The following is a 25,297-nucleotide window of genomic DNA, read 5'->3' as shown; positions in this document are numbered from 1 at the left end:
CTATACCCGTACTTTTTTTGCGCCGCGAATCCGCCTTGAAAATAAGGCTGGGAGCCGTTGCAGCTATGCATCGGGCGCTGGTTCCATCACGCATTGCAAAGGGTGCTGGCGCGCGTGGGCAAGCTGGCGGACCATCTCGACCCGGGTGGCGGCGATGTCGCGCGGATAAACCCCGCAGACTCCCCGCCCTTCATGATGGACCTTGAGCATGATGCGGGCGGCCTCGTCCTCGGATTTTCCGAAAATGCGCTGCAGGACATTGACCACGAATTCCATGGGGGTGTAGTCGTCATTCAGCAAAACGACTTGGTACATGGGCGGCGGGGCAAGTTTGGCGGGTTGGCGATCAAGAACCGTGTCGCGTTGGTTTTCGATTTGTGTAGCCATGGCAAATACTAGTGGTTTCCATAGTTGACTATGTTAGGGTAAATTGCGCATTATCGTAGTATTCTGAGTGCTTGGAAGTATGCTGCATGCCAGAATCCAAAGGCTAAAGGTAACCCTTGTAGTCAAGTTTCAATCTAACACTATAGTCGAGAGGCAGTCCGCATGTCTGATTCAACCGCAACCTCCACGCCTGGGGATACACAAAAGCTGACAGGAACCGTCAAATGGTTCAACGATGCCAAGGGTTTCGGATTCATTACCCCCGACAATGGGGGCGAAGACCTATTCGCGCACTTTTCATCTATCCAAATGAACGGCTTCAAGACCCTCAAAGAAGGCCAGAAAGTCGCTTTTGAAATCGCACAAGGACCAAAAGGCAAACAAGCACTCAATATTACGGCTGCCTGAGCCAAAGCGTAGCCGCTTTGCTCCAACGTTAATAACAATGCATAAATCGTTTCGACCTACAGGGCTTTCCAGCCCTGTTTTTTTTCATGCCTGCCTGCTGGCGCTGGCCGCCGCCCTGCCATCCGCCCCCTCTTGGGCGCAAGCCATGCTGCTGCCGACCGCTCAGCTATCCATCGGGGCCCACAATATACAGGCCGAGGTGGCGGCTACCGATGCCAGCCGCTCTTACGGCTTGATGAACCGGGCATCGCTGCCCGACGACCATGGCATGCTCTTCGTGTTCGATGCCCCGACCACCACCTGCTTCTGGATGAAAAACACGCCGCTGCCGCTCTCCATCGCATTCATCGATTCCCGGGGTGCGATTGTGAACATCGCCGACATGCAGCCGCACAGCCTGGAAAGCCATTGCCCCAAGGCGCCGATGTCGTATGCGCTTGAAATGCGGCAAGGCTGGTTCAGGCGGCATTCGATCGCCGCGGGCGCTGTCATCAATAATTTACCGCAGCCTTGAGCCAAGGAAAAGCCGGGCCGCCGGGCCAAGCCGCGGCGGCCACTTCCGGAACTATACGCGTTCCAGGATGACGGCGATCCCCTGCCCCACCCCGATGCACATCGTGCACAGCGCGTAGCGTCCGCCGGTCCTGTGCAGCTGGTTTACAGCGGTCAGGGCCAGGCGGGCTCCGCTGGCGCCCAGCGGGTGACCCAGCGCGATTGCCCCGCCATTGGGATTGACGCGGGGATCATTGTCTTGGAGACCCAGCAGACGCAATACGGCCAGGCCCTGGGACGCGAACGCCTCGTTCAGCTCGATGACGTCCATTTGGTCTATGGTCAGGCCCGCCAGCGCCAATACCTTCTGCGAGGCAGGCGCGGGGCCTATGCCCATGATGCGCGGTTCCACACCCGCCGTGGCCATGGCGACAACGCGCGCGCGCGGCACCAGGCCCTGTTCGCGCGCCATGGATTCCGACGCGACCAGCAAAGCGCAGGCGCCATCGTTGACGCCGGAGGCGTTGCCCGCCGTAATCGTGCCATCGGGCCGGACAATGGGCTTGAGCTTCGCCAAGGCCTCCAAGGTAGTCTCGCGGGGGTGCTCGTCGGTATCCACCACCACCGGGTCGCCCTTGCGTTGCGGAATATGAACGGGCGTGATTTCAGATTGAAATACCCCGGCCTTTTGAGCCGCGGCGGTCTTGGCCTGGCTGGCCAGCGCAAAGGCATCCTGATCCGCGCGGGAAACCTTGTATTGATCCGCAACATTCTCGGCCGTTTCAGGCATGGAATCGACGCCATATTGGGCTTTTAGCTGCTTGTTGACGAAGCGCCAGCCTATGGTGGTGTCGAAAATGGCGGCGCTGCGCGAAAATGCGGTCTCGGCCTTGCCCAAGACGAAGGGTGCGCGGCTCATGCTTTCCACTCCCCCCGCCAACATGAATTGCGCATCGCCGGCGCGGATAGCCCTGGCGGCCGAGCCGATGGCGTCCAGGCCCGATCCGCACAAGCGATTGATGGTGGCGCCCGGCACATCGATGGGCAGGCCGGCAAGCAAGGTCGCCATGCGCGCCACGTTGCGATTGTCCTCGCCGGCTTGGTTTGCGCAGCCGAACAGCGCATCGTCCAGCCTGGACCAGTCCACATCCGGGTTGCGCTGCATCAGCGCCTTGAGGGGGATGGCGGCCAGATCATCGGCGCGGACAGGCGCCAGCGCGCCGCCGTAGCGGCCGAAAGGAGTGCGAATCGCATCGCAAATAAAAGCGTGAGTCGTCATGGTCGAACCTGAAAAGAAAAGGAAAAGCGGAATCCGATCAAATCGGGGGCCGCAGCGGGCGGCCACACAGTGAACTTATCTTAGCGCATCCAGCCCGGATTCCAGCCGGCGCAAGGCAAGCTGTCCACACCATGGCCGCTTACCGGCTTTTGGTTTGCGCCAGGCATATCCACGCTCCTGAATTCCAAGCTCAGGCGGCAGGATCCGCAACGGCGCCGCAAAATAAAAAACCCTCGGAAAACCGAGGGTAGAAAAACAAAGCCCGGACATCCGGGCATGCCAAACGGCGTATCAGCCCAGGTTGGCTGCGGCGAACTGCCAGTTCGCAAGATTCCAGAAGCTTTCCAGGTACTTCGGACGCGCATTGCGATAGTCGATGTAATAGGCGTGTTCCCATACATCACAGGTCAGCAGGGCAACGTCGGACGTGGTCAGGGGCGTGGCGGCATTGCTGGTGTTGACGATATCCAGCGAGCCATCGGATTTCTTGACCAGCCAGGTCCAGCCCGAACCGAAGTTGCCGGCGGCCGATTTGTTGAAGGCCTCTTTGAAAGCGGCAACGCTGCCCCATTTGGCATTGATGGCGGTCAACAAGGCGCCCGTGGGTTCGCCGCCGCCGTTGGGCGACATGCTGTTCCAGTAGAAGGTGTGATTCCAGACCTGCGCCGCGTTGTTGAAGACACCGCCCGACGATTTCTTGATGATCTCTTCCAGGGAAGCCGATTCGAATTCAGTGCCCGCGATCAGGTTATTCAGGTTGGTAACGTAAGCTTGATGATGCTTGCCGTAGTGGAATTCGAGCGTTTCCTTGGAGATGGTCGGAGCCAAAGCGTCGAGTGGGTACGGAAGCGGGGGAAGCGTAAAAGCCATGTTCATTTCCTTCAAAAAAACCAATCGGTGTGCCGATGAAAAAGCACGTTCTAGCGCAGGGGGTAAAAATTGAACCCTAGCCGTCAGAGCAAGCCATGTGCCTGTAGGACATCCACCTGCAGCCTGCCGCGGCCAAGCTCAACATTAAGCTGCTCGCCAACGCTCAAGTCTAACGCATTTTTTACGATATCCCCGCTTTCCTTGCGTACGATGGCATAGCCGCGATCCAGGATATTGCGCGGGCTCAAGGCCTGCAGCGTCTGCGCTGCGGCGTCCAGCCGCTGCCGCCTGCGCTCGATCTGGCGCAGGGCCGCGTCGGCAAGCTGACGCCGCGCAAGGGAAAGATCGCCGCGCAAACCTTCCAGCCGGGGCTGGGCATGCGCCAGGCGCGCCCGGGCCGCCCCCAATCGGGCGGAATGGCGCTCGTGGGGATGCGCGGCCGCCCGGGCCAGCCTGTTCTTCAATGCCTGCAACCGTTCATTCTGCTGATGCAGGCGCTGCTGCGGCGACACCAGCAAGGCCACGGCCCTGTCCAGCCGCAGAGCGCAACGCTCCAACTGGCGATGCTGCTGCGCCGCCAGGGCGGCGCACAAGCCGGCCAGTTGGTTTGCGCAATTGACCCGGCTGCGGCAACACAGCTCCGCCGCCGCCGTGGGCGTGGGGGCTCGCAGGTCGGCCACGAAGTCGGCAATGGTAAAGTCGGTTTCATGCCCCACGCCGCTGATAATGGGAATGGAACTATGCGCAATCGTGCGCGCCAGCGTCTCGTCGTTGAAGCTCCACAAATCCTCCAGGCTCCCGCCTCCTCGCACCAGCAGCAGGGTATCCACCTCGCGCCGCGCGATGGCCTGTTCCAGGGCCAGGTTCAGTTTGCCCGCCGCGTCCAGCCCCTGCACCGGCGCCGGATAAATCACAATGGATACATGGGGCGCGCGTCTGGCCAGAGCGGATAGCACATCCCGCAAGGCGGCAGCCGCCAGTGAGGTGACAACACCCACCGCGGCGGGCATGGGGTTGATGTCGCGCTTGCGGCCGGGATCGAACAGACCTTCGGCCGCGAGTTTTTCTTTCAGCGCCAGGAACGCCTCGTGCAGGTCGCCGCGTCCCGCGCGCCGCATGCTCTCGACCTGCAACTGATAATCGCCACGCGGCTCGTAGAGCGTTACATTGACCCGGAATTCGAATTTCTCGCCTGGCTTGGGCACGAAGCCCACCGACTGCGCCCGTCCCCGGAACATGACGGCGCGCACCGCGGCGCTCTCGTCCTTCACGGAGAAATACCAATGGCCCGATGCCGCCTGAGTAAAGTTGGATATCTCGCCGCGCACCCAGATGCGCGAGAAATTACCCTCCAGCAGCGCCCCCACGCGGCGATTGAGCTGGCTTATCGTCCATACGCCGTCGCCGGCCGCCGGCGTCCCGTTCAAATCCATACGAATAATCCTGTTTATCGATTTCTTTCCACAGAGAAAATCATCCTGTCAAATCGATGAAATATCAACCCAATTCCGGCCACTGATCAAATAACGCTTTAAGTCAGCTTTATAACCATATGATAAATAACAAAATAATGGAAATATAGGACGTGAGCGCAAATTAGCCACTGAACCTCGAGAGCCGGTAAATAGCGCATGTCGGAGAACTTGTGCACAGAATTATCCACAGATTCTGTGGATACTCTCGTGTAAGCCATGCTACATGCCGATTTGCCCCAAAATTTGAATGTCCGCGTGCGTTTACAAAGCACGTCCGACGACATCCCAGGTTCTCGGCCGATCTTGGGCATGGCAAGCCGCAAATAGCGCGACTGTTCAGACGCTTGGAGCCGTTCAATCCGGCAAAGCCCATCATCCGGTATTTCCCGTCGCTGGATTATAGTGTCGGCGACAGTCCCGGCAATTGTAAAATGCGGACTAGTCCAAACAACCTTCCTGAGGGTGGAGAACACATTGCTCGAACTCATTCATGCGGCGGGGTGGCCCATATGGCTGCTGATCGCCACGTCGGTTCTCGGTCTGGCGCTGATCATCGAGCGGTTCCTGTCGCTGCGCAGCGGTCAGGTATTTCCGTCCCGCCTGCCCGGACAAGTACTGGAACTGCTGCGGCAGAAAAACGACAGCCCCGAAGCCATCGTCCGCCTGGCCGGCAATTCGCCCTTGGGCCGCGTGCTGGCCGAAGTTCTGATGAACCGCCATGAATCCGCCGCCTACCGCATGGCGGCCATCGAAGATGTGGGCAAGGATGTCGCACACCGCCTGAACCGCTATCTGCCCGCCCTGGCCACCATCGCCGTCGTCGCGCCGCTGATGGGCCTGTTCGGCACCGTCGTCGGCATGATAGAGATCTTCGCCTCGTATACGCCGGCCGGCGGAGATCCGTCGCAGCTGGCCCGCGGCATTTCCATTGCCCTCTATAACACAGGCTTCGGCATCATCATCGCCATTCCCGCCTTGATTTTCCACCGGTATTTCCGTTCCAAGGTGGATCATTTCCTGCATCGCATGGAACGCGAGGCGAGCGCGCTCAATCGCATGATCGACCATGGGGCCGCCCAATGAATTTTCGCAGCCGGCAACCCGGCGACGAGCCGGAAATCAACTTGATCCCGCTGATCGACGTGCTGCTGGTCATCCTGATTTTCCTTGCCGCCACGACCTCCTTCACGCGCTTCAACCAAATGAAACTGGCGCTGCCCGAGGCCAGGGCCGACGCCCTCGACGCGGACGCCCTGAACATGGCGGTCAGCCAGGAAGGCATCTATGCGCTGAATGGTCAGTTGCTGTCCGGCGGCAGCGCCCAGGATATCGCCCAGGCGCTGGCCGCCGCGGCCGGCGGCCGCAAGGACGCGGTGCTGGTCATCAACGCCGACGCCCAGTCCACCCATGAATCCGTCGTGCGTGTCATGGAGGCGGCTCGTCTGGCGGGCGTCGAGCGCGTCAATTTCGCCACCCAGAGTCCACGTTGAAAGCACCCGCCATACTTGAACGCGCCCTGCATGCCGCCTGGCGACGCAAAGGCCTGAGCAGCACGCTGCTGCTGCCTTTTTCGTGGATGGCGCGGGCCGCCATCGCGCGCAAGCGCCAGCGCTATGAAAAACACCCGGAGCGGGTATATCACTGTCCGCTGCCTGTCGTGGTCGTCGGCAATATCTATGTGGGCGGCACAGGCAAGACACCGGTCACGATCGCCCTGGCGCAGGCGCTGCGCGCCCTAGGCTGGCAGCCCGGCATCATCAGCCGCGGCTATGGGGCCGACATCGGCGAGCGGGCGCGCTCCGGCCAGGGCGACCTGGATCCGGCGCGCTACGGAGACGAGCCTGCCCTTATCGCCCGGATTACCCAGGCGCCGATCGCCGTGCACCCCGATCGTCCCCTGGCATTGAAAAGGCTGCGGCGGGATTACCCCGAAGTCGATGTCATCATCGCCGATGACGGCCTGCAGCATCTGGCGCTGGGCCGCGATATGGAGATCGCGGTGCAGGACGCCCGGGGCATCGGCAATGGACGCGTGCTGCCGGCCGGTCCGTTGCGCGAACCGGCCAGCCGCCTGAAATACGTGGATTTCCTGATTACCAATCTGCCCTTCGGCCAATCCGGCCCGACGGCGGCCGACACGCCGGCTCGCCAATTGACCATGAGCCTCGTTCCCGTAAAGGCGGTTCAATTGACGACAGGCCTTGAACTGGAATGGACGTCCTGGCTGGCGGAATTCGGACAGCAGCCGGCCAGCGCGGTCGCCGCCATCGGCCAGCCCGACCGCTTTTTTTCGATGCTGCGGGCAGCCGGCCTGGAACTGTCGCACACGGTCGCCCTGCCCGACCATCACGCCTACGCGTCCTCGCCTTTCGCCGGGCTGCCCGCCTCTCCGATTCTCATAACCGCCAAGGACGCGGTCAAGTGCGTGCGTTTCAATGACGACAGGCTATGGTCGGTGGATGTGTCGCCCCTCTTTTCCGATCCGGAATGGATAACGCTGGCCAACGATATGCTGCGCATGATCGCGCAGCACAAGAAGGCCGTGGCCGAGCACGCTCCCAGGGATTAAACTCTGTCTTTATTCATTTCGATTTTTGGAGCCGCGCATGGAATCCCGCCTGCTTGAAATTCTGGTCTGCCCCCTGTGCAAAGGTTCTTTGCGCCATGACCGCGAACAGCAGGAGCTGATCTGCCGGGCGGACAAGCTGGCCTTCCCCATCCGTGACGGTATTCCGGTCATGCTGGAAAACGAAGCGCGCGAACTCACGGCTGATCCCGCCAAGAATCATCCACCCGCCGACACCCAAGCCAAGGCATGAGCTTCATTGCCGTCATTCCGGCGCGCGCGGCCTCTACCCGCCTGCCCGGCAAACCGCTGCTCGATATCGCCGGCCAACCCATGGTTGTGCGCACCGCCGCCCAGGCGGCCCGGTCGCTGGCCAGCCGGGTCGTCGTGGCCACCGACGACCCGCGCATCCAGCAGGCGGTGCAAGAGCATGGCTTCGAAGCCCTGTTGACGCGCGCCGACCATCCCACCGGTACCGACCGGCTGGCCGAAATCGCGGAGCAATTGAAGCTGTCGCCTGAGTCCATCGTGGTGAATGTGCAGGGGGATGAGCCGCTGATCGACCCGGAACAGATCAATCAGGTGGCCCGATTGCTGGACGAGGCCCCCGATGCCGCCATCGCTACCTGCGCCACCCCCATCCATGACGCGGAAACGCTATTCAGCCCCAGCGCGGTCAAAGTCGTCTGCACGCTGAATGGGCGGGCGCTGTATTTTTCGCGCGCACCGATACCCTGGGCCAGGGATGCGCTGGCAGACGGCTCCCGCATCCTGGCCCCCGGCCTGCCCGCTTTGCACCATATCGGCCTTTATGCCTACCGCGCCCGTTTCCTGGCGCGGTTCCCCGGCCTGCCTGTCGGCCCGCTGGAAGCCTTCGAATCGCTGGAACAACTGCGCGCGCTGGAAAACGGCTTTTCGATTGCTGTCCATGTGACCCAAGGCCATCCCGCCATGGGAGTGGACACCCAGGAAGACCTGGAGCGAGTACGCGAAATATTCACAAATAGGTTATAAATCGACTTCAAATTCGCTGATTCCGGCTCCATGGCATGCAGAAATTGCTGCATTGCGGCATAATCGGAAAAAGTTAGAAAAACACGAAACTCCAGGAGGAATTCATGCGACTGATTCTGCTCGGCCCACCCGGCGCCGGTAAAGGAACCCAGGCGGCGTTCATCACCGAAAAATTTGGCATCCCCCAGATTTCCACCGGCGATATGCTGCGCGCCGCGGTCAAAGCCCAAACACCGCTTGGCCTGGAGGCCAAGAAAATCATGGACAGCGGCGGCCTGGTCTCCGATGACATCATCATCGGCCTGGTGCGCGACCGCCTGCGGCAGCCCGATTGCAAGGACGGCTATCTGTTCGATGGCTTCCCTCGCACCATCCCGCAGGCCGACGCCCTGAAAAACGCCCGCATTCCGCTGGACTTTGTGGTCGAGATCGTCGTGCCCGAGGAAAACATCATCGAGCGCATGAGCGGACGCCGCGTGCACCCGGCCAGCGGCCGCAGCTACCACACCAAGTTCAATCCGCCCAAAACGCCGGACCAGGATGACGTGACCGGCGAACCGCTGGTGCTGCGCGACGACGACCGCGAAGAAACCGTAAAGCACCGCCTCTCGGTATACCGGGAGCAAACCCGCCCCTTGGTCGACTACTATTCCAGCTGGGCGCGGTCCGGCGCCGCCGATGCGCCCGCCTACCGCCAATTGTCCGGCCTGGGCTCGGTCGACGAAATAAAAGAACGCATATTCCAGGCGCTCAAGGCCTGAAATCGCTGCACACAACGGGCTACGCGCCCGTTTATCAAAGAGACAGACATGGAAATCAAGAGCAAGGTGTTCATCGTTACCGGTGGCGCATCCGGTCTGGGCGCAGGCACGGCCCGGATGCTGGTCGCCGAGGGCGCAAAAGTCATCCTGGCCGACGTCCAGGATGAAGCCGGCGAAAAACTGGCGCAGGAGCTGGGGCAGTCCTATGTGCATTGCGACGTCACCCGGGAAGCCGACGGGCAAGCCGCCGTTGCCGCCGCCCTGAAAGCGGGCGCACTGTTCGGCCTGATCAATTGCGCCGGCGTCGCTCCCGCCTCCCGGACGGTCGGAAAGAATGGCCCGCACGCGCTGGACCTGTTCCAGAAAGTGGTCATGATCAATCTGGTCGGCACATTCAATATGTCGCGCCTGGCCGCGGCGGCCATGAGCGAAAACACGCCCGAACCCACCGGCGAACGGGGTGTGCTGATCAACACCGCCTCGGTGGCGGCCTACGACGGCCAGATCGGACAGGCCGCCTACGCAGCCTCCAAGGCGGGCGTGGTGGGCATGACCTTGCCCATTGCCCGCGACCTGTCGAAAACAGGAATACGCTGCGTAACGATCGCCCCCGGCATTTTCGGCACCCCCATGATCTTCGGCATGCCCCAAGATGTGCAGGACTCCCTGGCGGCCAGCATCCCCTTCCCCGCCCGCCTGGGCCGGCCCGAGGACTATGCCAAACTGGTGAACAGCATCATCACGAACGAAATGCTGAACGGTGAAACGATACGCCTGGATGGCGCCATCCGCATGGGCCCGAAATAATCACCCGACGCCATGAGCTTGCTTAGGTCCGCCGCCACTGTCAGCAGCTTCACGCTGTTCTCGCGCATAACGGGCCTGGCACGCGATGTCCTGATCGCCAGCGCCTTTGGCGCCGGACCGCTGACCGATGCATTCTGGGTTGCCTTCCGCATTCCCAACCTGCTGCGCAGGCTATTCGCGGAAGGCGCCTTCTCGCAGGCCTTTGTGCCCATACTGGGCCAGGCGCGCAGCACGCGCAGCTCCGAAGAAGTACGCGTGCTGCTCGATCGCGTCGCCCTGCTCCTGACATTCGCCCTGGCACTGGTAACGCTGATCGGCATTCTGGGCGCGCCGTGGGTGGTCACCGCCATGGCCAGCGGCATGCGCACCGCGGCACGGCAAACCGAATTCGATGCGGCGGTCTGGATGACGCGACTGATGTTCCCCTACATCATCTGCATGTCTCTGGTGGCATTCGCCTCGGGCATACTGAACACCTGGAGCCGCTTTGCCATACCGGCGTTCACGCCGGTCCTGCTGAACCTGGCCATGATAGGCGCCAGCCTGTTCCTGGTGGCCTACTTCGAAACCCCCATCTATGCACTAGCCGCGGGTGTGATGCTGGGCGGCGTGGCGCAACTTCTGGTCCAATGGGCGGCGCTGGCCAGGCTGGGCCTGCTGCCCCGCTACTCCTTGCGCGTTGGACAGGCCTGGAACGATCCCACTGTAAAACGTATTTTGCGGCAGATGCTGCCCGCCATCCTTGGCGTCTCCGTGGCGCAATTGTCGTTGCTGATCAACACCAACATAGCCACCTGGCTGCGTCCGGGCAGCGTCACCTGGCTGTCCTTTGCCGATCGGCTGATGGAGTTCCCCACCGCGCTGCTGGGAGTGGCGCTGGGTACCGTGCTGCTGCCCAGCCTGTCCGCGGCCCATGCGCGCCAGGATCATGCGGGCTATAGCGCCCTGCTGGATTGGGGCTTGCGCCTGATTCTGCTGCTGGGGCTGCCGGCGGCCCTGGGCATGGCGCTGCTGTCCGACGGCTTGGTCGCAACGCTTTTCAACTACGGCGCCTTCGGCGGGCAGGACGTCGCACAGACCCGCCTGGCGGTCATGGCCTATTCCGTGGGCCTGATCGGCCTGCTGGCAATAAAAATCCTGGCGCCCGGCTTCTATGCGAAGCAGGATATACGCACTCCCGTAAGGATCGCCGTTTTCGTACTTGTCCTGACGCAATGCTTCAACCTGATCCTGGTGCCGTATTTCGCGCATGCCGGACTGGCCCTGTCCATCGGACTGGGAGCCACCGTGAATGCCCTGTGCTTAGTTGTGTTGTTGCAGCGCCGCAAGCTATATCAACCCGGCCCCGGCTGGCTGAAGTTCAGCTTGCGCATACTGCCCGCCCTGCTGGCCATGTCCGCCGTGTTGGGCTGGGCCGGAAACTCCGTCGACTGGGTCGCACTGGGTGCGCAGCCGGGGATGCGCATTCTTTGGCTGGGCGGAATTTTGCTGGGCAGCATCCTGATCTATTTCAGCATGCTTGCCCTATTCGGATTCCGCCCTTCGGACTTTACACGCCGTGGCAAGTGATATAGAATAGCTGTCTTTGCCGAATAAACCATACAGATACACGGATAGACACCCAAATGGCCAATACCGCCCAAGCTCGCAAGCGCGCCCGTCAATCGGTTGAGCGCAACAAGCACAATTCCAGCCTGCGCTCCATGCTTCGCACGTCGATCAAACGCGTTCGTCAAGCCATTGAAGCCGGCGACAAAGCAGCCGCTACTGACGTTTTCCAGAAAACCACTAGCATCATCGATCGCGTTGCCGACAAGAACATCATTCACAAAAACAAGGCCGCTCGCCATAAAAGCCGCCTTGCCGCAGCAGTCAAAGCGCTAGCTTGATTACTGCCATGGTTTAAACGGCAAAGAAATCGGCGGCGAATATCGCCGGACAAAAACGGGACGCAACAGCGTCCCGTTTTTTTTGCCTCGCCTTCTTCGCATTGCCAGCCTGCGGTATAGTTCGGTCTGCATTCGTACACCATAACCAGGACAAAGACCGAGACACCCATGACATCGCCAAAACCCGCTCTGCTGCAGCTTCTGCCCTTTCCTTTTCCTCACACCCAAGAACGCCTGGCCAAGCATTTCGACGTGATCGAGCTTTGGAACGCGCCGGACGCGCAGGCCGTCATCGACGCCAGGAAGGACGAGATAGCCGTGCTGGTCACCAGTGCCATGACGCCTACCCGCGCCGAGCTGATCGACCAATTGCCGAACCTCAAGGCGATCTGCAGCCAGGGGGTGGGCTACGATGCCATCGATGTAAAACATGCCCAGCAAAAAGGCATACAGGTCAGCAACACCCCCGACGTCCTGAACGACTGTGTCGCCGACCTGGCCTTCGGCCTGCTGCTGGCCGCCGCGCGCAAGCTCGGGCATGCCGAACGCTATGTGCGAGCCAATCAATGGGGCGGCGACGTCGCGTTTCCCCTGGGCACCAAGGTCAGCCACAAGAAACTGGGCATCGTTGGCCTGGGGCGCATAGGCATGGCCATTGCCCAGCGCGCCACAGGCTTCGACATGGAGGTCCGCTACCACAACCGCCGCCAGCGCGAGGACGTCACACTGGGCTATGAGCCGTCGCTGAAAGAATTGGCCTCCTGGTCCGACTTCCTGATCGTCGCAACCGTGGGCGGCGCGTCAACACGGAAGCTGATCGACCAGGAAGTGCTGCGGGCGCTCGGTCCCAAAGGCATCCTCATCAACATTTCGCGCGGCTCGGTCATCGACGAGCAGGCCATGGTCGATGCGCTGGTCAGCGGCGAATTGGGCGGAGCGGGACTGGACGTCTACGAGGCGGAACCCACCGTGCCGGACGCGCTGAAGACCCTGGACAACGTAGTCATTCTGCCCCACATCGCCAGCGCGACCAATGAAACCAGGCTAGACATGTTGAATCTGGTACTGGACAACGTAGACGCCTACGCCACCACGGGCAAGCTGCTTACTCCGTTGCCGGCGCTGTAAAGCCGCAAGCCCTTCCGCCAGGCCGGCAAAGGCGGCGCGGCATACGGCCATGGCGCCGCCGACCCATAAAAAAAACCGCCTTTCAAGGGCGGAGGGTTGGGGTTTCCTGCTCGCTGGTCTGCAATTTGTTATCGACGGCGAAATCGCACACGAATTTCCAGGCCAAGGGCTCGAGTTCGCGCAGGCGCTGATCGACAATGACGCAGCGCACGCCATCCAACACGACGGGGACGACATACGGGGAGTAGGTAAGATGGCCGCCGACGGAACCGGCCGGTCGGAATTGCGACATTACGCCTGCCAGGCGCTCGGCCCAGTCGCTGGGACGAAACCGCTGGCCGTCGAGCGTAAGGCCGTGAATAACTAACTGCTGTACAAGATGGGTCATAGACTTCCGCGGACAAATCGTAGCCATTTCAGGCGTACAAAGCTTTCCCTGCGCCGCGAATTGTATATGATAGCTTCCCTGGCGGTTTGCCGCGCCCGACTCGGCGCCGGACTTGCCCGCCAACACGGCTGTTTTCCAGCTTGACGCTTACTTTGCCGACGGCCATCCGACAAGGTAAGATGGCTCTTTTACACAAGGCTTACTATGTCCGACGCCACACCACAAACTGGCCCACTACGGCATTTTCTGCAATTTCGCGACTTATCCAAAACCGAAATCCAGTACGTGCTGGACCGCGCCCGGCTTATCAAGAATAAATTCAAGCGCTACGAGCCCCATCACACTTTGCACGACCGGAACCTTGCCATGGTCTTCGAAAAGGCCAGCACGCGCACGCGTGTTTCGTTCGAAGCGGGCATGTATCAGCTTGGCGGTTCGGTCATACATCTTACCACCGGCGACTCGCAGCTGGGCCGCTCCGAACCCATAGAAGACACCGCCCGCGTAATTTCCCGCATGGTGGATCTGGTCATGATCCGCACCTTCGAGCAGACACGCATTGAACGCTTCGCCTCGCACTCGCGCGTGCCCGTCATCAATGGACTCACCAACGAATACCATCCCTGCCAGATCCTGGCCGATATCTTCACCTTCATAGAGCACCAGGGGCCCATAGCGGGCAAAACAGTGGCCTGGATAGGCGACGCCAACAACATGGCCTATACATGGCTGCAGGCCGCCGAAATGCTCGATTTCCGCCTGCATGTATCGGGACCCGTCGGATATCAGCTGGATCCCGAACGCATCGGCCAGCCGCCCGCCGGGGTTTTGCAGGAATTTTCCGATCCCATTCAGGCATGCCGGGGTGCGCACCTGGTCACAACCGACGTCTGGACCAGCATGGGCTACGAGGCCGAAAACGAAGAACGCCGCAAGGCTTTCGCCGATTGGCGCGTAGACGCCGAAATGATGGCGGCCGCCGATCCCGACGCCCTTTTCATGCACTGCCTGCCCGCCCATCGCGGCGAGGAAGTCACCGGCGAAGTCATCGACGGACCGCAAAGCGTCGTGTGGGACGAAGCGGAAAACCGCCTTCATGTTCAAAAAGCGCTGATGGAGTTCCTGCTGCTGGGCCAGTTGTCCGCCTAAGCCCGCAGCAAAAGATTCCCAAAGGCCGGGGCCGCTGAAAGCGCCCCCGGCCTTTTTCCATTCCGGCTCAAGCCGAAAGCCGTCAATCCAATGGCCCGACCCAATCCAGGCATCCGCTTTCCCGCCCCGGACCGCCTCGGGCAATCCCCATCTTGCGTGAATTTTTTATGTATGTAAAATCATTTACACACACAGGAAATCAATCAGATGAAAAAACCTTCTTGGATCGTCCGCGAATCGGACGTCGCGGGCTATTCCCCGGCCAACCATAGCGGTACCGTCAATCGCCGGCTGATCAGCCGGGAAACCGTCGGCGCCCAGCACGTTGAAGTGCTGTTGGGCACCATTGAAAAAAACCAGGGCGCTCTTCCTCATGCCCATCCCGGCATCGAACAGATCTGCTACCTGCTCTCGGGATCGGCGATTGTCGAGGTGGACGGCGAACGCGGGGAAATGCAGGCCGGCGACTGCTGCTATTTCCCGCCCGACAAGCGACATGTCTTCACCGTAACCAGCGACGAGCCCGCGCGGCTGCTGGTCATTTATTCACCGCCTTATGAAGAAAACCCATCGCGGGTCATACGCTGATCGACCTTCGATAAAACATGGCCGGATCGATACCGCGCCAAAGGAGACAAGCATGAAAACATTGAATAGACACGCCCGCCTTTCCGCTGCGATCGGCAAGCTGACACCAAGAAAACTGATCGCCGGCGCGCTGTTGGGCCTGGCCGCTTGCGGCACGACAGCCCTGGCGGCCTATCCCGAAAAACCCATCAGCCTTATCGTGCCGTTTCCGGCAGGGTCGGGCACCGACGCAGTCGGGCGAATCTTTGCCGAGGAGCTCAGCAAGCTGCTTGGCCAGCCCGTCATTGTGGAAAACAAGCCTGGCGCCAACGCCACCATTGCGGCCAACTACGTCGCCAAGGCCAAGCCGGACGGCTACACCCTTTTCGTTACCACCAACACATCCCATTCAGCCGCGCCGTGGCTGATGAAAAACGTCGCTTACGACCCGATCAAGGACTTCACCCCCATCGCGCGCGGCGGCAACCTGCCCTTTCTTCTGGTCGCCAACCCCACTCGCCCCTACAAGACGGTGCAGGAACTGGTCAGCTACGCGAAAAGCAACCCCGACATGGTTACCTACGCATCCGGCAACAGCACCGGAATCGTGGCGGGGGCCACCTTCGGTGTGCAGGCCGGCCTGAAGCTGCTTCACGTGCCATACAAAGGCACGCCGCAAGCCCTTACCGACCTGGTCGGCGGCCAAGTCGATTTCATGTTCACCGACTTTACATCCGGCATGCCCTTTGTAAAGTCCGGCCGTCTGCATGCCATGGCGGTATCCACCGCCAAGCGCAGCGAACTGGTGCCCGACCTGCCCTCCATGGAAGAGGCCGGCATGCCGGATTTCGATATCAATTCCTGGAATGGCTACTTCGGTCCCGCCGGCATGCCGCCTGACGTGGTCAAGGTATTGAACACCGCCATCAACAAGATAGTCAGCACTCCCGAAACCAAGACCCGCCTTGCGCAATTGGGCTTTGACGCATTCAGCGGCACACCCGACGAGTTCGCCAAGTTTGTGAAAGACCAGTATGCGCTCTGGGGAAAATGGATCAAGGCTGCTGGAATCGAGCAGCGATGACTGAAACGCAAGCCTGCGCCGGCCCCCTGGAAGGCATACGCATCCTTGATCTGAGTTCGGTGGTGATGGGCCCGTACGCCACGCAAATCCTCGGCGACCTGGGAGCGGATGTCATCAAGGTGGAATCGCCGGCGGGCGATAACATGCGCGCTGTCGGCCCCATGCGCAATCCCGGCATGGGCGCCATCTACCTGCACCTGAATCGCAACAAGCGTTCGGCCGTCCTGGACCTGAAAACGCCGGACGGCCGGAAGGCCTGCCTGGATCTGGCCAAGACCGCCGACGTACTGCTCTACAACACCCGTCCGCAAGCCATGGCCCGGCTGGGACTGGACTACGGCGCCGTGGCCCAGGCCAACCCCCGTATCGTCTATGTCGGAGCCTACGGCTTCGGCAATCGCGGGCCTTATGCCGGCAAGCCCGCGTACGACGATCTGATTCAGGGCATGACCGCCATCCCCGCGCTGTATCACCAGAACTCCGGAGATGTTCCGCGCTATGCGCCGCTGACGCTCGCCGACCGCGCCGTCGGCATGCACGTGGCCATCGCCATTCTGGCGGGCGTCGTGCAGGCACGCGCATCGAATCAGGGCCAGGCTATCGAGGTGCCCATGTTCGAGGCCATGGCCCAACTCGTGCTGGGCGACCACCTGGGCGGCCGGACATTCGAGCCGCCAGCCGGCCCCACTGGCTACGCGCGCCTGCTTGTCGCCCATCGCAGACCCTATGCCACATCCGACGGCTACATCAGCGTCCTGATCTATAACGACAAGCACTGGTCGCGCTTCTTTCAGCTGATAGACCGGCTGGACTTGCTGGCCGACGAGCGTTTCAGCACCCACACCGCAAGAGCCCGGCACATCGATAAAGCGTACAGTCTGGTGGCCGGCGTCCTTGCGGGCAACACCAGCGAGCATTGGCTGCAGGCTTTCGGAGCGGCCGATATACCCGCGGCTCCGCTGTATAGCGTGGACGACCTGATCGACGACCCGCACTTGCAGCGGGTCCAGATGTTGCAAACGCTGCAACACCCCTCGGAAGGCGCCATGCGATCGCCCGCACCGGTGGGCAGCTATTCCAGAACCCCCTTGAGCATACGGCGCCACGCGCCGCGCCTGGGGGAACACACGCAAGAAATCCTGCTGGAAGCCGGCGTCGGCCAGGCGCTTATCGACAGCGTGCTCGGGCAGGCTGGTACACAAATAAAACAGCAGGACGAGGAAACACCATGAGCTTCGTATTATCGGAAGAACACAAGGCGCTGATCGCGGGCGTGGAAAGCCTTTGCGGCAATTACACCGACGACTATTGGCTGGAACGCGACCGCGACGGGCGGTATCCCCATGACTTCCATCGCGATCTGGCACAGGCTGGATGGCTGGGCATAGCCATGCCGGAAGAGTACGGCGGGTCGGGCCTGGGCATGTCGGAGGCCGCCTTGATGATGCAGGCCATTTCCCGCTCAGGCGCAGGCTTCTCCGGCGCATCGGCCGTGCATATGAACATCTTCGGACTGAATCCCGTCGTGGTTTTCGGAACGCCCGAACAGCGCGCACGCGCGCTGCCTCCCTTGATCACCGGCGAGCAAAAAGCCTGTTTCGCGGTCACCGAACCCGACGCCGGCCTCGACACGACCAAGCTTTCCACCCGCGCGCTGCGCGAAGGCGATCACTATATTGTGCACGGCCGCAAGATATGGATATCGACCGCCCAGGTGGCCGACAAGATGCTGCTGCTGGCGCGCACCACGCCTTTGTCCGAAGTCAAGAAACCGACCCAGGGCCTGTCGCTGTTCTACACCGACCTGGATCGGACAAAAGTGGAAGTGCGGGAAATTGAAAAAATGGGCCGGAAGTCGGTCGACTCCAATATGCTGTTCATCGACGGGCTGCGCATCCCCGCCGAAGACCGCATCGGCGAGGAAGGCAAGGGTTTCGAATACATTCTGCATGGCCTGAACCCGGAGCGCATCCTGATTGCATCGGAGGCCGTGGGACTGGGCCGCTGCGCACTGGCCCACGCCGTCGATTACGCCAATGAACGCGTAGTCTTCGGCCGCGCCATCGGCCAGAATCAGGGCATACAGCATCCGCTGGCCCAGACATGGATGCAACTGGAAGCGGCCGACCTGATGGTCAAGAAAGCGGCTTACCTATATGACAACGACCTGCCCTGCGGCGAGTTCGCCAATACAGCCAAATACTTGGCGGCTGAAGCGGCATTCAATGCCTGCCAAACCGCGGTGTTGACGCTGGGCGGCATGGGCTATGCCAAGGAATATCATGTGGAACGCTATTTACGCGAAAGCTTCATTCCCCGCATCGCGCCCGTAAGCCCGCAATTGATCATGTGCTTTATCGCGGAAAAAGTGCTGGGCCTGCCCAAATCCTACTGACCGGCGGCGGGGCCTGGGCCGCGCCCGCCTTTAGAAGCTCTGTTCTATAAAACGGCAGGCCGCGCGTAATTTTTTTGCCTTGTCCTCGATATCGACTTCAATGCGATACAGAGGCCCGGCAATCGATATGGCGTAGGCGTTGCCCGACACCTTGACCGGCCAGGCGATGGCGCCCACGTCGTTCATGGACTCCCCCAGGTTCGCGAACCACCCGCGCTCGAGCGAGGCCTGAACATCGGCTTCAACCGCTTTAGGGGTGATCAGGGTGCGGTCGTTATATTTCTGCAGCGGCTTGGCCGAGAGCAGCTTGAATCGTTCCTGTTCGTCCATCGTGGACAGCAAGGCCTTGCCCAACGAATTGGCGTGGATGTCGCGCTGAGAGCCGGCCACCCCCACATAGCTGATAGGATGCGGCGAAGCCAGGACCTCCAGATACACCACGCGATTATCCGGATCCAGCTTGCCCAGCACCACCGTTTCCGATGTGGTATCGCGCAGCTCTTCGAGGCTGGGCAGCACCCGCTCCAGTATCGGGTCGGCCCGGGAAATGCGCTGGGCCATGGCCAGAAGGCGGCCGGTAGGGTAATAGCCTTGCCGGCGTCCCGCCTCATACAGATACCCCTGGCTCGTCAGCGTGCGCAGCAAAGCCAGGCAGCTGGAAACCGGAGCGCCCAGATGGCGCGCGATTTCCGACAAGGCTAGCGGCTTGGCCTCGCGGGCGAAAATCTCGATGATCTCGATAACCCGCAACGCCGTCTTGACGTTTGAATCCGGACTTTTGGAGGCCATGGTTTTCTTATCCGTCAGCAATCATCCAGGACAAGAAGGGACGGCGCACGCGCCGTCCCTTCGCCTTACTTGTCGCTTTTGTCTTTCAACTGAGGCAGCGCCGAACCGCCGGCCGGAGCCAGCAGGCCGCTCTGAACGTAGGTGAACAATTTTTCACGCGTATCGACGATATCCAGATTGCGCATGGTGAGCTGCCCGATACGATCACGCGGCGAGAACGTGGACTCGCCCTTCTCCATGGTCAGGCGCTCGGGCTTGTAAGTTAGATTGGCCGAGCGCGTATCCAGGATGGAGTAATCGTTGCCGCGGCGCAGCTCGATGGCGACTTCGCCGGTGATCGCGCCCGCGACCCAGCGCTGAGCCGTTTCGCGCAGCATGATGGATTGCGGATCGAACCAACGCCCCTGGTACAGCAAGCGGCCCAGCTTCAAGCCATTCATGCGGTACTGCTCGATGGTGTCTTCGTTATGGATGCCGGTAACCAGCCGCTCGTAGGCGATATGCAACAAGGCCAATCCCGGCGCCTCATAGATGCCGCGGCTTTTCGCCTCGATGATGCGGTTTTCGATCTGGTCGCTCATGCCCAGGCCATGGCGGCCGCCGATGCGGTTGGCTTCCAGCAGGAGCTCGACGCTGTCGCTGAACTCCACGCCATTCAGCGCCACGGGCCGGCCTTCTTCAAAGCGGACCGTGACCTCTTCGCTCTTGACCTGGACGTCGTCGCGCCAGAAAGCCACGCCCATAATGGGCTGGACGATCTTGATGCCGGAGTTCAGATGTTCCAGATCCTTGGCTTCGTGCGTGGCGCCCAGCATGTTCGAATCGGTCGAATATGCCTTCTCGGCCGACATCTTGTAGTCGAAACCGGCCTGGCGCATGTATTCGGACATCTCGGAGCGGCCGCCCAGCTCGTCGATGAATACCTGGTCCAGCCAGGGCTTGTAGATTTTCAGTTCGGGATTGGTCAACAGGCCATAGCGATAGAAGCGCTCGATATCGTTGCCCTTGAAGGTGCTGCCGTCGCCCCAGATATTGACGTCATCTTCCTTCATGGCGGCAACCAGCATGGTGCCCGTCACGGCTCGCCCTATGGGCGTGGTGTTGAAGTAGGTGACACCCGCGGTCGAGATATGGAAGGCGCCGCATTGCAGGGCGGCAATCCCCTCCGCGACCAGTTGCTGGCGGCAGTCGATGAGGCGCGCTTCCTTGGCGCCGTACTCTTTGGCGCGACGAGGAATGACGTCGTAGTCGGTTTCATCGGGCTGGCCAAGATTCGCCGTATACGCATAGGGAATCGCGCCCTTGTTGCGCATCCATAGCAAAGCGGCGCTGGTATCCAGCCCGCCGGAAAAAGCGATACCGACCTTCTGGCCGGTTGGAACGTTTTCAAGAATGGTTGTCATGGGAGATCTAAGGCCTTGGAAATGAATTCGATTAACCCGCCATTATATCCTTGGCGCCGACGGCGCCCGGACGCCAGCCCGGATAGCCGCTGCCCGACAACTCGTTATTTTCACGGGTTATAGACAAAACCGGGGCCGTTCACCACTTCAGCCTTCGGTTTTGCTAAAATAATCCTGTTGGGGGAGTAGCTCAGCTGGGAGAGCGCTGCGTTCGCAATGCAGAGGTCGGGAGTTCGATCCTCCTCTTCTCCACCAAGTAAATATCCCGACCGGTATCGGTTGGGATTTTTTGCTTGAAACGCTTGATCCCGCGGACAACGGCTACCAGAGGCCTCCATTGATCCATTCAAGCCCGCGCCCATTCCCTTTAAGGATGCGCCCCGCGCCACGCTCCGGGAATTCACGATGATGCCCTTGAGCGCCCCGTAGCCTATCGCCCACCTGATTGCGGGTCAGTCCAACATCATCCAGCAGATGATCATCCAGCTCCAGCAAATGCAGATACTGCCGGCGCTCCCAACAACGCCGATGCACATGATCTGAAAACCGCGCCAGCCAACGCGGCAAGCGCCCCGCAGCCATGAATGCGCGCTTGAATCCCGTAAAAAATGTCGACTCTTTCATGATCGGGCATCCTTAGGCGTACTTAAGCATGGGATAAAGCGAGGCCAGCAGCAGTAATGCCATCGCCCGGTTGAAATGGCGCTGTCTAAAGGGGTCGTCCAAGAACAATCGCAATAGGCTGCCGCAGCCCGCCCACAGACCTACGCAAGGCAAATTAATGGCCGCGAACAGGCTGGATATGAGCACGACATTCACCAGGTACCCTTCCTGCGGAACATAGGTGCTGACCGCGGCAACAGCCATGGTCCATGCCTTGGGATTGACCCACTGGAAGGTAGCCGCCCCAAGGAAACTCAGCGGCCTGCCGCCGCCCGCCCCCAAGCCGCCCGCCGCCGAGGCGGCAGGCCGCGCGATGTTCCAGGCGAGATACATCAGATAGGCGGCGCCAAGGTATCGCAACAGCTCGTACAGAACAGGGAAAGCGGCAAGCAGCGCACCGAACCCCAACCCGACCGCTACCACCATGATGAAGAATCCCCCGGTAACGCCGAACATATGCGGCAGGGAACGGCGGAACCCGAACGTCGCGCCAGAGGCCAACAGCATGGTGTTGTTCGGCCCCGGCGTGATTGATGTAATCAGGGCAAACAGGGAAAAGGCAATCAGCAGATCGACAGGTGGAAACATGCTCGGCCATCGGACAATAGAGTCCCCATGGACTCGCAGAGTAATCTTTGCAGATTTCCCATCTGTATTTAATACACAGATATCCGAGACTTTTCCAATACAGATCGCATCGACATCGCCCCAAGCCGGCTTGATTGCCATAAACTGTATCTTTCTTGGATACAGATTAGCCGGTACAGTATTGAAATATTATTGCGCCGCCTGACGCGGCACGGACGATTGATATGAGCCGCTACTTGGATCTCGCCGAAACGCTGGGCAGCCGAATCGAACAAGGCCTGTACGCAGCCGGCGCCCGCCTGCCTTCCGTGCGAACGCTCAGCCTGGAGCACGGCGTCAGCCTGACCACCGTTCAGCAGGCCTACCGGTGGCTCGAAACATCGGGCCTGGTCGAGGCTCGTCCACGCTCCGGCTGGTATGTGCCCCACAGCCGCCGCTGGCCTGAACTTCCCAAGATGGACAAGCCGACCTTGCGGCCGATCGATATCTCCGAATGGGGCCAAATACAAGATCTGCTTGAATTGGAGCGAGATGGACAAACCGTCCAGTTGGGCCGAGGCATGCCGGATGTGGAAAGCCCCACCCTCAGGCCACTGCAGGCGGCGCTGGCCCGCGAGGGCCGCCATGCCGGCATTGCCAGCCTGCAATACAACGACATGCAGGGCGTCCCCGCCTTGCGCGAGCAATTGTGCCGCTTGGCTGTGGACGCGGGTTGCCGGTTCACGCCCGATGCGCTGATTGTCACCACAGGGTGCCAGGAAGCGCTGTCCTGCGCCATCAGGTCCTTATGTGCGCCAGGTGAGATTGTGGCCATCGCTTCACCCAGTTATCACGGCATGATGCAGATACTGAAGGAAAGCGGAGTGCAGGTCGTTGAGATTCCGTCCGACCCTGTGTTGGGAATCAGCCTCGAGGCACTGGAACTTGCGCTCGAACGATGGCCTGTCAAGGCCATCCAGGTTATTCCCAACGCCAACAACCCGCTCGGCTATACCATGCCGGATAGCCGCAAGCTGGGCCTGATCCGGCTCGCACAACGGTTCGACGTGCCCATCATAGAAGACGATATCTACGGCGACCTGTCGTACGGCTGGCCGCGGCCGCGCACGCTCAAGGCGCTGGACCAGGATGGCCGCGTGCTGCTTTGCAGCTCGTTCTCCAAAACCTTGGCGCCCGGCCTGCGGGTCGGCTGGATCGCACCTGGCCGCTACTTCGACAAGGTAATGCGCATGAAGTACACCAGTTCGGGCCCAACGGCGCCGCTGCCGCAAATCGCCATCGCCGAATTTCTGCGCAAGGGGCACTATCAGCCGCACCTGAGCAGAATGCGTCGGCAATACCAGCGCCACCGCGACATCATGACAGACTGGATTCGTCGCTACTTTCCCGAAGAGACCCGGATCAGCCAGCCGCAAGGAGGATTCACCCTATGGATCGAACTGCCCGAAACCGTCGATACCCACAAGCTGGATCCCATGTTGAAAGAAAACGGTATCGTCATCGCACATGGAAACATTTTCTCAGCGGCGGGGAAGTATCGGAATTGCATGCGTCTAAGTCATGCAATAGCCCTGACGCCGCGCAGCGAATGGGCTATCCAGCGCATCGGATCCGCCTTGAGCCAGCTGCTTCCCTCTGAAAGCCCTTATAGCTCGTCGCCTGCCGCCTCTAGCCGACTGGCTTGGTCGCCTTGATCATGGTCAAGGCCGAGGCAATCATGCCGCCCATATCGCCCATGTTGGCGGGTAATATCAAGGTATTGTTTTTCTGGGCTACTTCCTTGAAGGCGTCCACATAGCGTTCGGCCACGCTCAGGTTAACGGCATCCATGCCTCCAGGAGTCTGAGTGGCGCGCGCGACCCGTTCCAGGGATTCGGCCGTAGCCTGCGCAATGGTCAGCAGCGCCTGGGCTTCGCCCTGAGCGTAGTTGATCATGGATTGCTGCTCGCCTTCGGACTTAAGGATGGCCGCCTGGCGGTTGCCCTGGGCAATATTGATGTCTTCCTGCTTTTTACCCTCGGACTCGGTGACCAGCGCGCGCTTGGTGCGTTCGGCCGTAATTTGCAGTTGCATGGCCCGCAAGATTTCGTCCGGAGGCGTCAGGTCGCTGATCTCGTAGCGCAGTACCTTGACCCCCCAGTTGGTGGCAGCCTCGTCCAGCGCCTTCACCACAGCCAGATTGATCAGGTCGCGTTTCTCGAACGTCTCGTCCATTTCCAGCTTGCCGATCACGGAACGCAAGGACGTCTGGGCCAGGTTGGAAATTGCCAGTACGTAATTGGTCGAACCGTAGGAAGCCTGGCGTGGATCGGTGACCTGATAGTAAAGCACCCCATCCACCTTCAACTGGGTGTTGTCTTTGGTGATACAAACCTGGCTCGCGACATCCAGCACCATTTCTTTAAGCGAATGGCGATATGCCACCTTTTCCAGGAAAGGCACAATGAATCCCAATCCAGGAGACAGTGTGCGGTCGAACTTGCCCAGGCGTTCCACCACTGCGGCATGCTGCTGGGGCACAATCTGAATGGTGGATTTGATAATGACAAGCACGACCAGAGCCGCGATTATCCAGAAAGATAGCGTCATTACATAAGCGTCCATAGGGGATCCAATAAGAAAAAAGATAAGGGCGTCTGGGACTCCAAACGCCTAATGTTGAGTATCCGATGCGGGATACTGGCCCGGACGTAAAATCAGCGTCAGACCTTGCACTGCTTGAATATAGTGTTCGCCAGGCTGCGTGGGCTGGTCGATGTCTATGCGGGCGCTCCAGTTGGCGCCCCGATAAAACACCCTGGCCTGTCCGTTCTCGTCCCACACTTCCACAATTACGTTCTGGCCTATGTCTTGCACCACATCGGGATCGGACTGAGTGGCCATGCCGCCTTTGGACCGGCGGTGACGATGCACCAGTGCCAGCCCGATCAGGGCTACGGCCAAACCACTAATAATTTGCCACACCAGAGATAAGCCCGCGTATGCCGCCGTGCCTGATGCCGCGAAACCCAGGGCTACCAGCAGCAGGTAAAAGGTTCCTGTAGTCATTTCCAATAGCAAAAACAGCGCAGCTACGCCAAACCAAAACCACATGCCGGATTCCTTATAAATTGTTTCCATTGTGGCACGTTAAGGCGTTTGTAAGGAAATTAATCACTAGAGTGGGCACTTAAGGAGGCTGGATGGGGTGCTTTG

Annotated in this window: 29 protein-coding genes and 1 tRNA gene; 19 read left to right on the top strand and 11 right to left on the bottom strand. The window is 60.4% G+C overall.

Annotated elements, in window-relative coordinates; all coding sequences use genetic code 11:
• Positions 1-63: 63 nt before the first annotated feature.
• On the bottom strand, positions 64-387 hold the full coding sequence (gene clpS, locus V0R37_RS06480; RefSeq protein WP_420373742.1) for an ATP-dependent Clp protease adapter ClpS: 324 nt from the start codon (positions 385-387) through the stop codon (positions 64-66).
• Between the two features lie 162 nt (positions 388-549).
• Between clpS and V0R37_RS06475 the strand changes: the two genes are divergently transcribed.
• Positions 550-795 carry a cold-shock protein gene (locus V0R37_RS06475; protein ID WP_165028941.1) on the top strand — a complete coding sequence of 82 codons (246 nt, stop codon included), beginning with the start codon at positions 550-552 and terminating at the stop codon, positions 793-795.
• 37 nt (positions 796-832) lie between these two features.
• Positions 833-1,309, top strand: coding sequence for a DUF192 domain-containing protein (locus V0R37_RS06470; protein ID WP_420373741.1), 477 nt, complete (start codon positions 833-835; stop codon positions 1,307-1,309).
• Positions 1,310-1,360: 51 nt separating this feature from the next.
• Here the strand turns inward: V0R37_RS06470 and pcaF are convergent, their stop codons facing one another.
• From pcaF to xseA, 3 genes are all read right to left on the bottom strand, one after another.
• Positions 1,361-2,566 (bottom strand): 3-oxoadipyl-CoA thiolase, encoded by a 1,206-nt coding sequence (pcaF, locus tag V0R37_RS06465; protein WP_420373740.1) that lies wholly within the window; start codon positions 2,564-2,566, stop codon positions 1,361-1,363.
• A 291-nt stretch (positions 2,567-2,857) separates the two neighbouring features.
• Positions 2,858-3,436, bottom strand: coding sequence for a superoxide dismutase [Fe] (gene sodB / locus V0R37_RS06460; RefSeq protein WP_420373739.1), 579 nt, complete (start codon positions 3,434-3,436; stop codon positions 2,858-2,860).
• 83 nt (positions 3,437-3,519) lie between these two features.
• On the bottom strand, positions 3,520-4,869 hold the full coding sequence (gene xseA / locus V0R37_RS06455; protein WP_420373738.1) for an exodeoxyribonuclease VII large subunit: 1,350 nt from the start codon (positions 4,867-4,869) through the stop codon (positions 3,520-3,522).
• A gap of 516 nt (positions 4,870-5,385) precedes the next feature.
• Here xseA and V0R37_RS06450 point away from each other — a divergent pair.
• The 10 genes from V0R37_RS06450 (at position 5,386) to V0R37_RS06405 (ending at position 13,076) form a co-directional block, all read left to right on the top strand.
• Complete coding sequence (locus V0R37_RS06450) at positions 5,386-5,994, top strand: MotA/TolQ/ExbB proton channel family protein (protein WP_420373737.1); 609 nt, start codon at positions 5,386-5,388, stop codon at positions 5,992-5,994.
• Positions 5,991-6,401: an ExbD/TolR family protein gene (locus tag V0R37_RS06445; RefSeq protein WP_420373736.1), complete on the top strand. Its 411-nt coding sequence runs from the start codon at positions 5,991-5,993 to the stop codon at positions 6,399-6,401. Before V0R37_RS06450 ends, V0R37_RS06445 begins: the two co-directional genes overlap by 4 nt.
• The gene (gene lpxK / locus V0R37_RS06440) at positions 6,398-7,480 is read left to right on the top strand and encodes a tetraacyldisaccharide 4'-kinase (RefSeq protein ID WP_420373735.1); all 1,083 of its coding nucleotides are present in this window, start codon (positions 6,398-6,400) and stop codon (positions 7,478-7,480) included. The genes V0R37_RS06445 and lpxK overlap by 4 nt, the downstream gene beginning before the upstream one ends.
• A gap of 37 nt (positions 7,481-7,517) precedes the next feature.
• A complete protein-coding gene (locus tag V0R37_RS06435; protein ID WP_420373734.1) occupies positions 7,518-7,730 on the top strand; it encodes a Trm112 family protein in 213 nt (70 codons plus the stop codon).
• Entirely contained in the window at positions 7,727-8,491 is a 765-nt protein-coding gene (kdsB, locus tag V0R37_RS06430) for a 3-deoxy-manno-octulosonate cytidylyltransferase (RefSeq protein WP_420373733.1), read from the top strand. The genes V0R37_RS06435 and kdsB overlap by 4 nt, the downstream gene beginning before the upstream one ends.
• A 104-nt stretch (positions 8,492-8,595) precedes the next feature.
• Positions 8,596-9,252, top strand: coding sequence for an adenylate kinase (gene adk / locus V0R37_RS06425; RefSeq protein WP_420373732.1), 657 nt, complete (start codon positions 8,596-8,598; stop codon positions 9,250-9,252).
• Between the two features lie 48 nt (positions 9,253-9,300).
• Positions 9,301-10,059 carry a 3-hydroxyacyl-CoA dehydrogenase gene (locus tag V0R37_RS06420; protein WP_420373731.1) on the top strand — a complete coding sequence of 253 codons (759 nt, stop codon included), beginning with the start codon at positions 9,301-9,303 and terminating at the stop codon, positions 10,057-10,059.
• Positions 10,060-10,071: 12 nt separating this feature from the next.
• The gene (gene murJ, locus V0R37_RS06415; RefSeq protein ID WP_420373730.1) at positions 10,072-11,628 is read left to right on the top strand and encodes a murein biosynthesis integral membrane protein MurJ; all 1,557 of its coding nucleotides are present in this window, start codon (positions 10,072-10,074) and stop codon (positions 11,626-11,628) included.
• Positions 11,629-11,684: 56 nt separating this feature from the next.
• On the top strand, positions 11,685-11,948 hold the full coding sequence (rpsT, locus tag V0R37_RS06410) for a 30S ribosomal protein S20 (protein ID WP_420373729.1): 264 nt from the start codon (positions 11,685-11,687) through the stop codon (positions 11,946-11,948).
• A gap of 168 nt (positions 11,949-12,116) precedes the next feature.
• Complete coding sequence (locus V0R37_RS06405) at positions 12,117-13,076, top strand: 2-hydroxyacid dehydrogenase (protein WP_420373728.1); 960 nt, start codon at positions 12,117-12,119, stop codon at positions 13,074-13,076.
• A gap of 82 nt (positions 13,077-13,158) precedes the next feature.
• Here V0R37_RS06405 and V0R37_RS06400 read toward each other — a convergent pair whose 3' ends face one another.
• Positions 13,159-13,464 carry a DUF3579 domain-containing protein gene (locus V0R37_RS06400; RefSeq protein WP_420373727.1) on the bottom strand — a complete coding sequence of 102 codons (306 nt, stop codon included), beginning with the start codon at positions 13,462-13,464 and terminating at the stop codon, positions 13,159-13,161.
• Positions 13,465-13,668: 204 nt separating this feature from the next.
• Here V0R37_RS06400 and argF point away from each other — a divergent pair, with 204 nt between their 5' ends.
• From argF to V0R37_RS06375, 5 genes are all read left to right on the top strand, one after another.
• Positions 13,669-14,613, top strand: coding sequence for an ornithine carbamoyltransferase (gene argF, locus V0R37_RS06395; protein WP_420373726.1), 945 nt, complete (start codon positions 13,669-13,671; stop codon positions 14,611-14,613).
• Positions 14,614-14,820: 207 nt separating this feature from the next.
• Positions 14,821-15,201, top strand: a complete 381-nt coding sequence (locus tag V0R37_RS06390; protein ID WP_420373725.1) for a cupin domain-containing protein — start codon at positions 14,821-14,823, stop codon at positions 15,199-15,201.
• Positions 15,202-15,253: 52 nt separating this feature from the next.
• Positions 15,254-16,264, top strand: coding sequence for a Bug family tripartite tricarboxylate transporter substrate binding protein (locus tag V0R37_RS06385; protein ID WP_420373724.1), 1,011 nt, complete (start codon positions 15,254-15,256; stop codon positions 16,262-16,264).
• Positions 16,261-17,496: a CaiB/BaiF CoA transferase family protein gene (locus V0R37_RS06380; protein ID WP_420373723.1), complete on the top strand. Its 1,236-nt coding sequence runs from the start codon at positions 16,261-16,263 to the stop codon at positions 17,494-17,496. Before V0R37_RS06385 ends, V0R37_RS06380 begins: the two co-directional genes overlap by 4 nt.
• Positions 17,493-18,659 carry an acyl-CoA dehydrogenase family protein gene (locus V0R37_RS06375; protein ID WP_420373722.1) on the top strand — a complete coding sequence of 389 codons (1,167 nt, stop codon included), beginning with the start codon at positions 17,493-17,495 and terminating at the stop codon, positions 18,657-18,659. Before V0R37_RS06380 ends, V0R37_RS06375 begins: the two co-directional genes overlap by 4 nt.
• Positions 18,660-18,689: 30 nt before the next feature.
• Here the strand turns inward: V0R37_RS06375 and V0R37_RS06370 are convergent, their stop codons facing one another.
• Both V0R37_RS06370 and argG read right to left on the bottom strand, forming a co-directional pair.
• Positions 18,690-19,448 carry an IclR family transcriptional regulator gene (locus V0R37_RS06370; RefSeq protein WP_420373721.1) on the bottom strand — a complete coding sequence of 253 codons (759 nt, stop codon included), beginning with the start codon at positions 19,446-19,448 and terminating at the stop codon, positions 18,690-18,692.
• Positions 19,449-19,513: 65 nt separating this feature from the next.
• Positions 19,514-20,851, bottom strand: a complete 1,338-nt coding sequence (argG, locus tag V0R37_RS06365) for an argininosuccinate synthase (RefSeq protein WP_420373720.1) — start codon at positions 20,849-20,851, stop codon at positions 19,514-19,516.
• A gap of 179 nt (positions 20,852-21,030) precedes the next feature.
• Here argG and V0R37_RS06360 point away from each other — a divergent pair.
• Positions 21,031-21,106: transfer RNA gene (locus V0R37_RS06360), tRNA-Ala, on the top strand.
• A 66-nt stretch (positions 21,107-21,172) separates the two neighbouring features.
• Here the strand turns inward: V0R37_RS06360 and V0R37_RS06355 are convergent.
• The gene (locus V0R37_RS06355) at positions 21,173-21,475 is read right to left on the bottom strand and encodes a YjiS-like domain-containing protein (RefSeq protein WP_420373719.1); all 303 of its coding nucleotides are present in this window, start codon (positions 21,473-21,475) and stop codon (positions 21,173-21,175) included.
• 12 nt (positions 21,476-21,487) lie between these two features.
• Positions 21,488-22,102 (bottom strand): LysE family translocator, encoded by a 615-nt coding sequence (locus tag V0R37_RS06350; RefSeq protein WP_420374032.1) that lies wholly within the window; start codon positions 22,100-22,102, stop codon positions 21,488-21,490.
• A gap of 224 nt (positions 22,103-22,326) precedes the next feature.
• Here V0R37_RS06350 and V0R37_RS06345 point away from each other — a divergent pair, with 224 nt between their 5' ends.
• Positions 22,327-23,796 carry an aminotransferase-like domain-containing protein gene (locus tag V0R37_RS06345; RefSeq protein WP_420373718.1) on the top strand — a complete coding sequence of 490 codons (1,470 nt, stop codon included), beginning with the start codon at positions 22,327-22,329 and terminating at the stop codon, positions 23,794-23,796.
• On the opposite strand, the gene V0R37_RS06340 is transcribed toward V0R37_RS06345, so the two are convergent.
• Positions 23,771-24,691, bottom strand: coding sequence for an SPFH domain-containing protein (locus tag V0R37_RS06340; protein ID WP_420374031.1), 921 nt, complete (start codon positions 24,689-24,691; stop codon positions 23,771-23,773). The two genes, V0R37_RS06345 and V0R37_RS06340, sit on opposite strands and share 26 nt — an antisense overlap.
• A gap of 63 nt (positions 24,692-24,754) precedes the next feature.
• Positions 24,755-25,195, bottom strand: coding sequence for an NfeD family protein (locus V0R37_RS06335; RefSeq protein ID WP_420373717.1), 441 nt, complete (start codon positions 25,193-25,195; stop codon positions 24,755-24,757).
• Positions 25,196-25,297 lie beyond the last annotated feature (102 nt).

The sequence above is a fragment of the Pollutimonas rozaliensis genome, assembly GCF_048751585.1.
GTDB lineage: Bacteria > Pseudomonadota > Gammaproteobacteria > Burkholderiales > Burkholderiaceae_B.
Note: the sequence above shows the minus strand (reverse complement) of the source record. Positions and strands in the feature narration are given on the sequence as shown.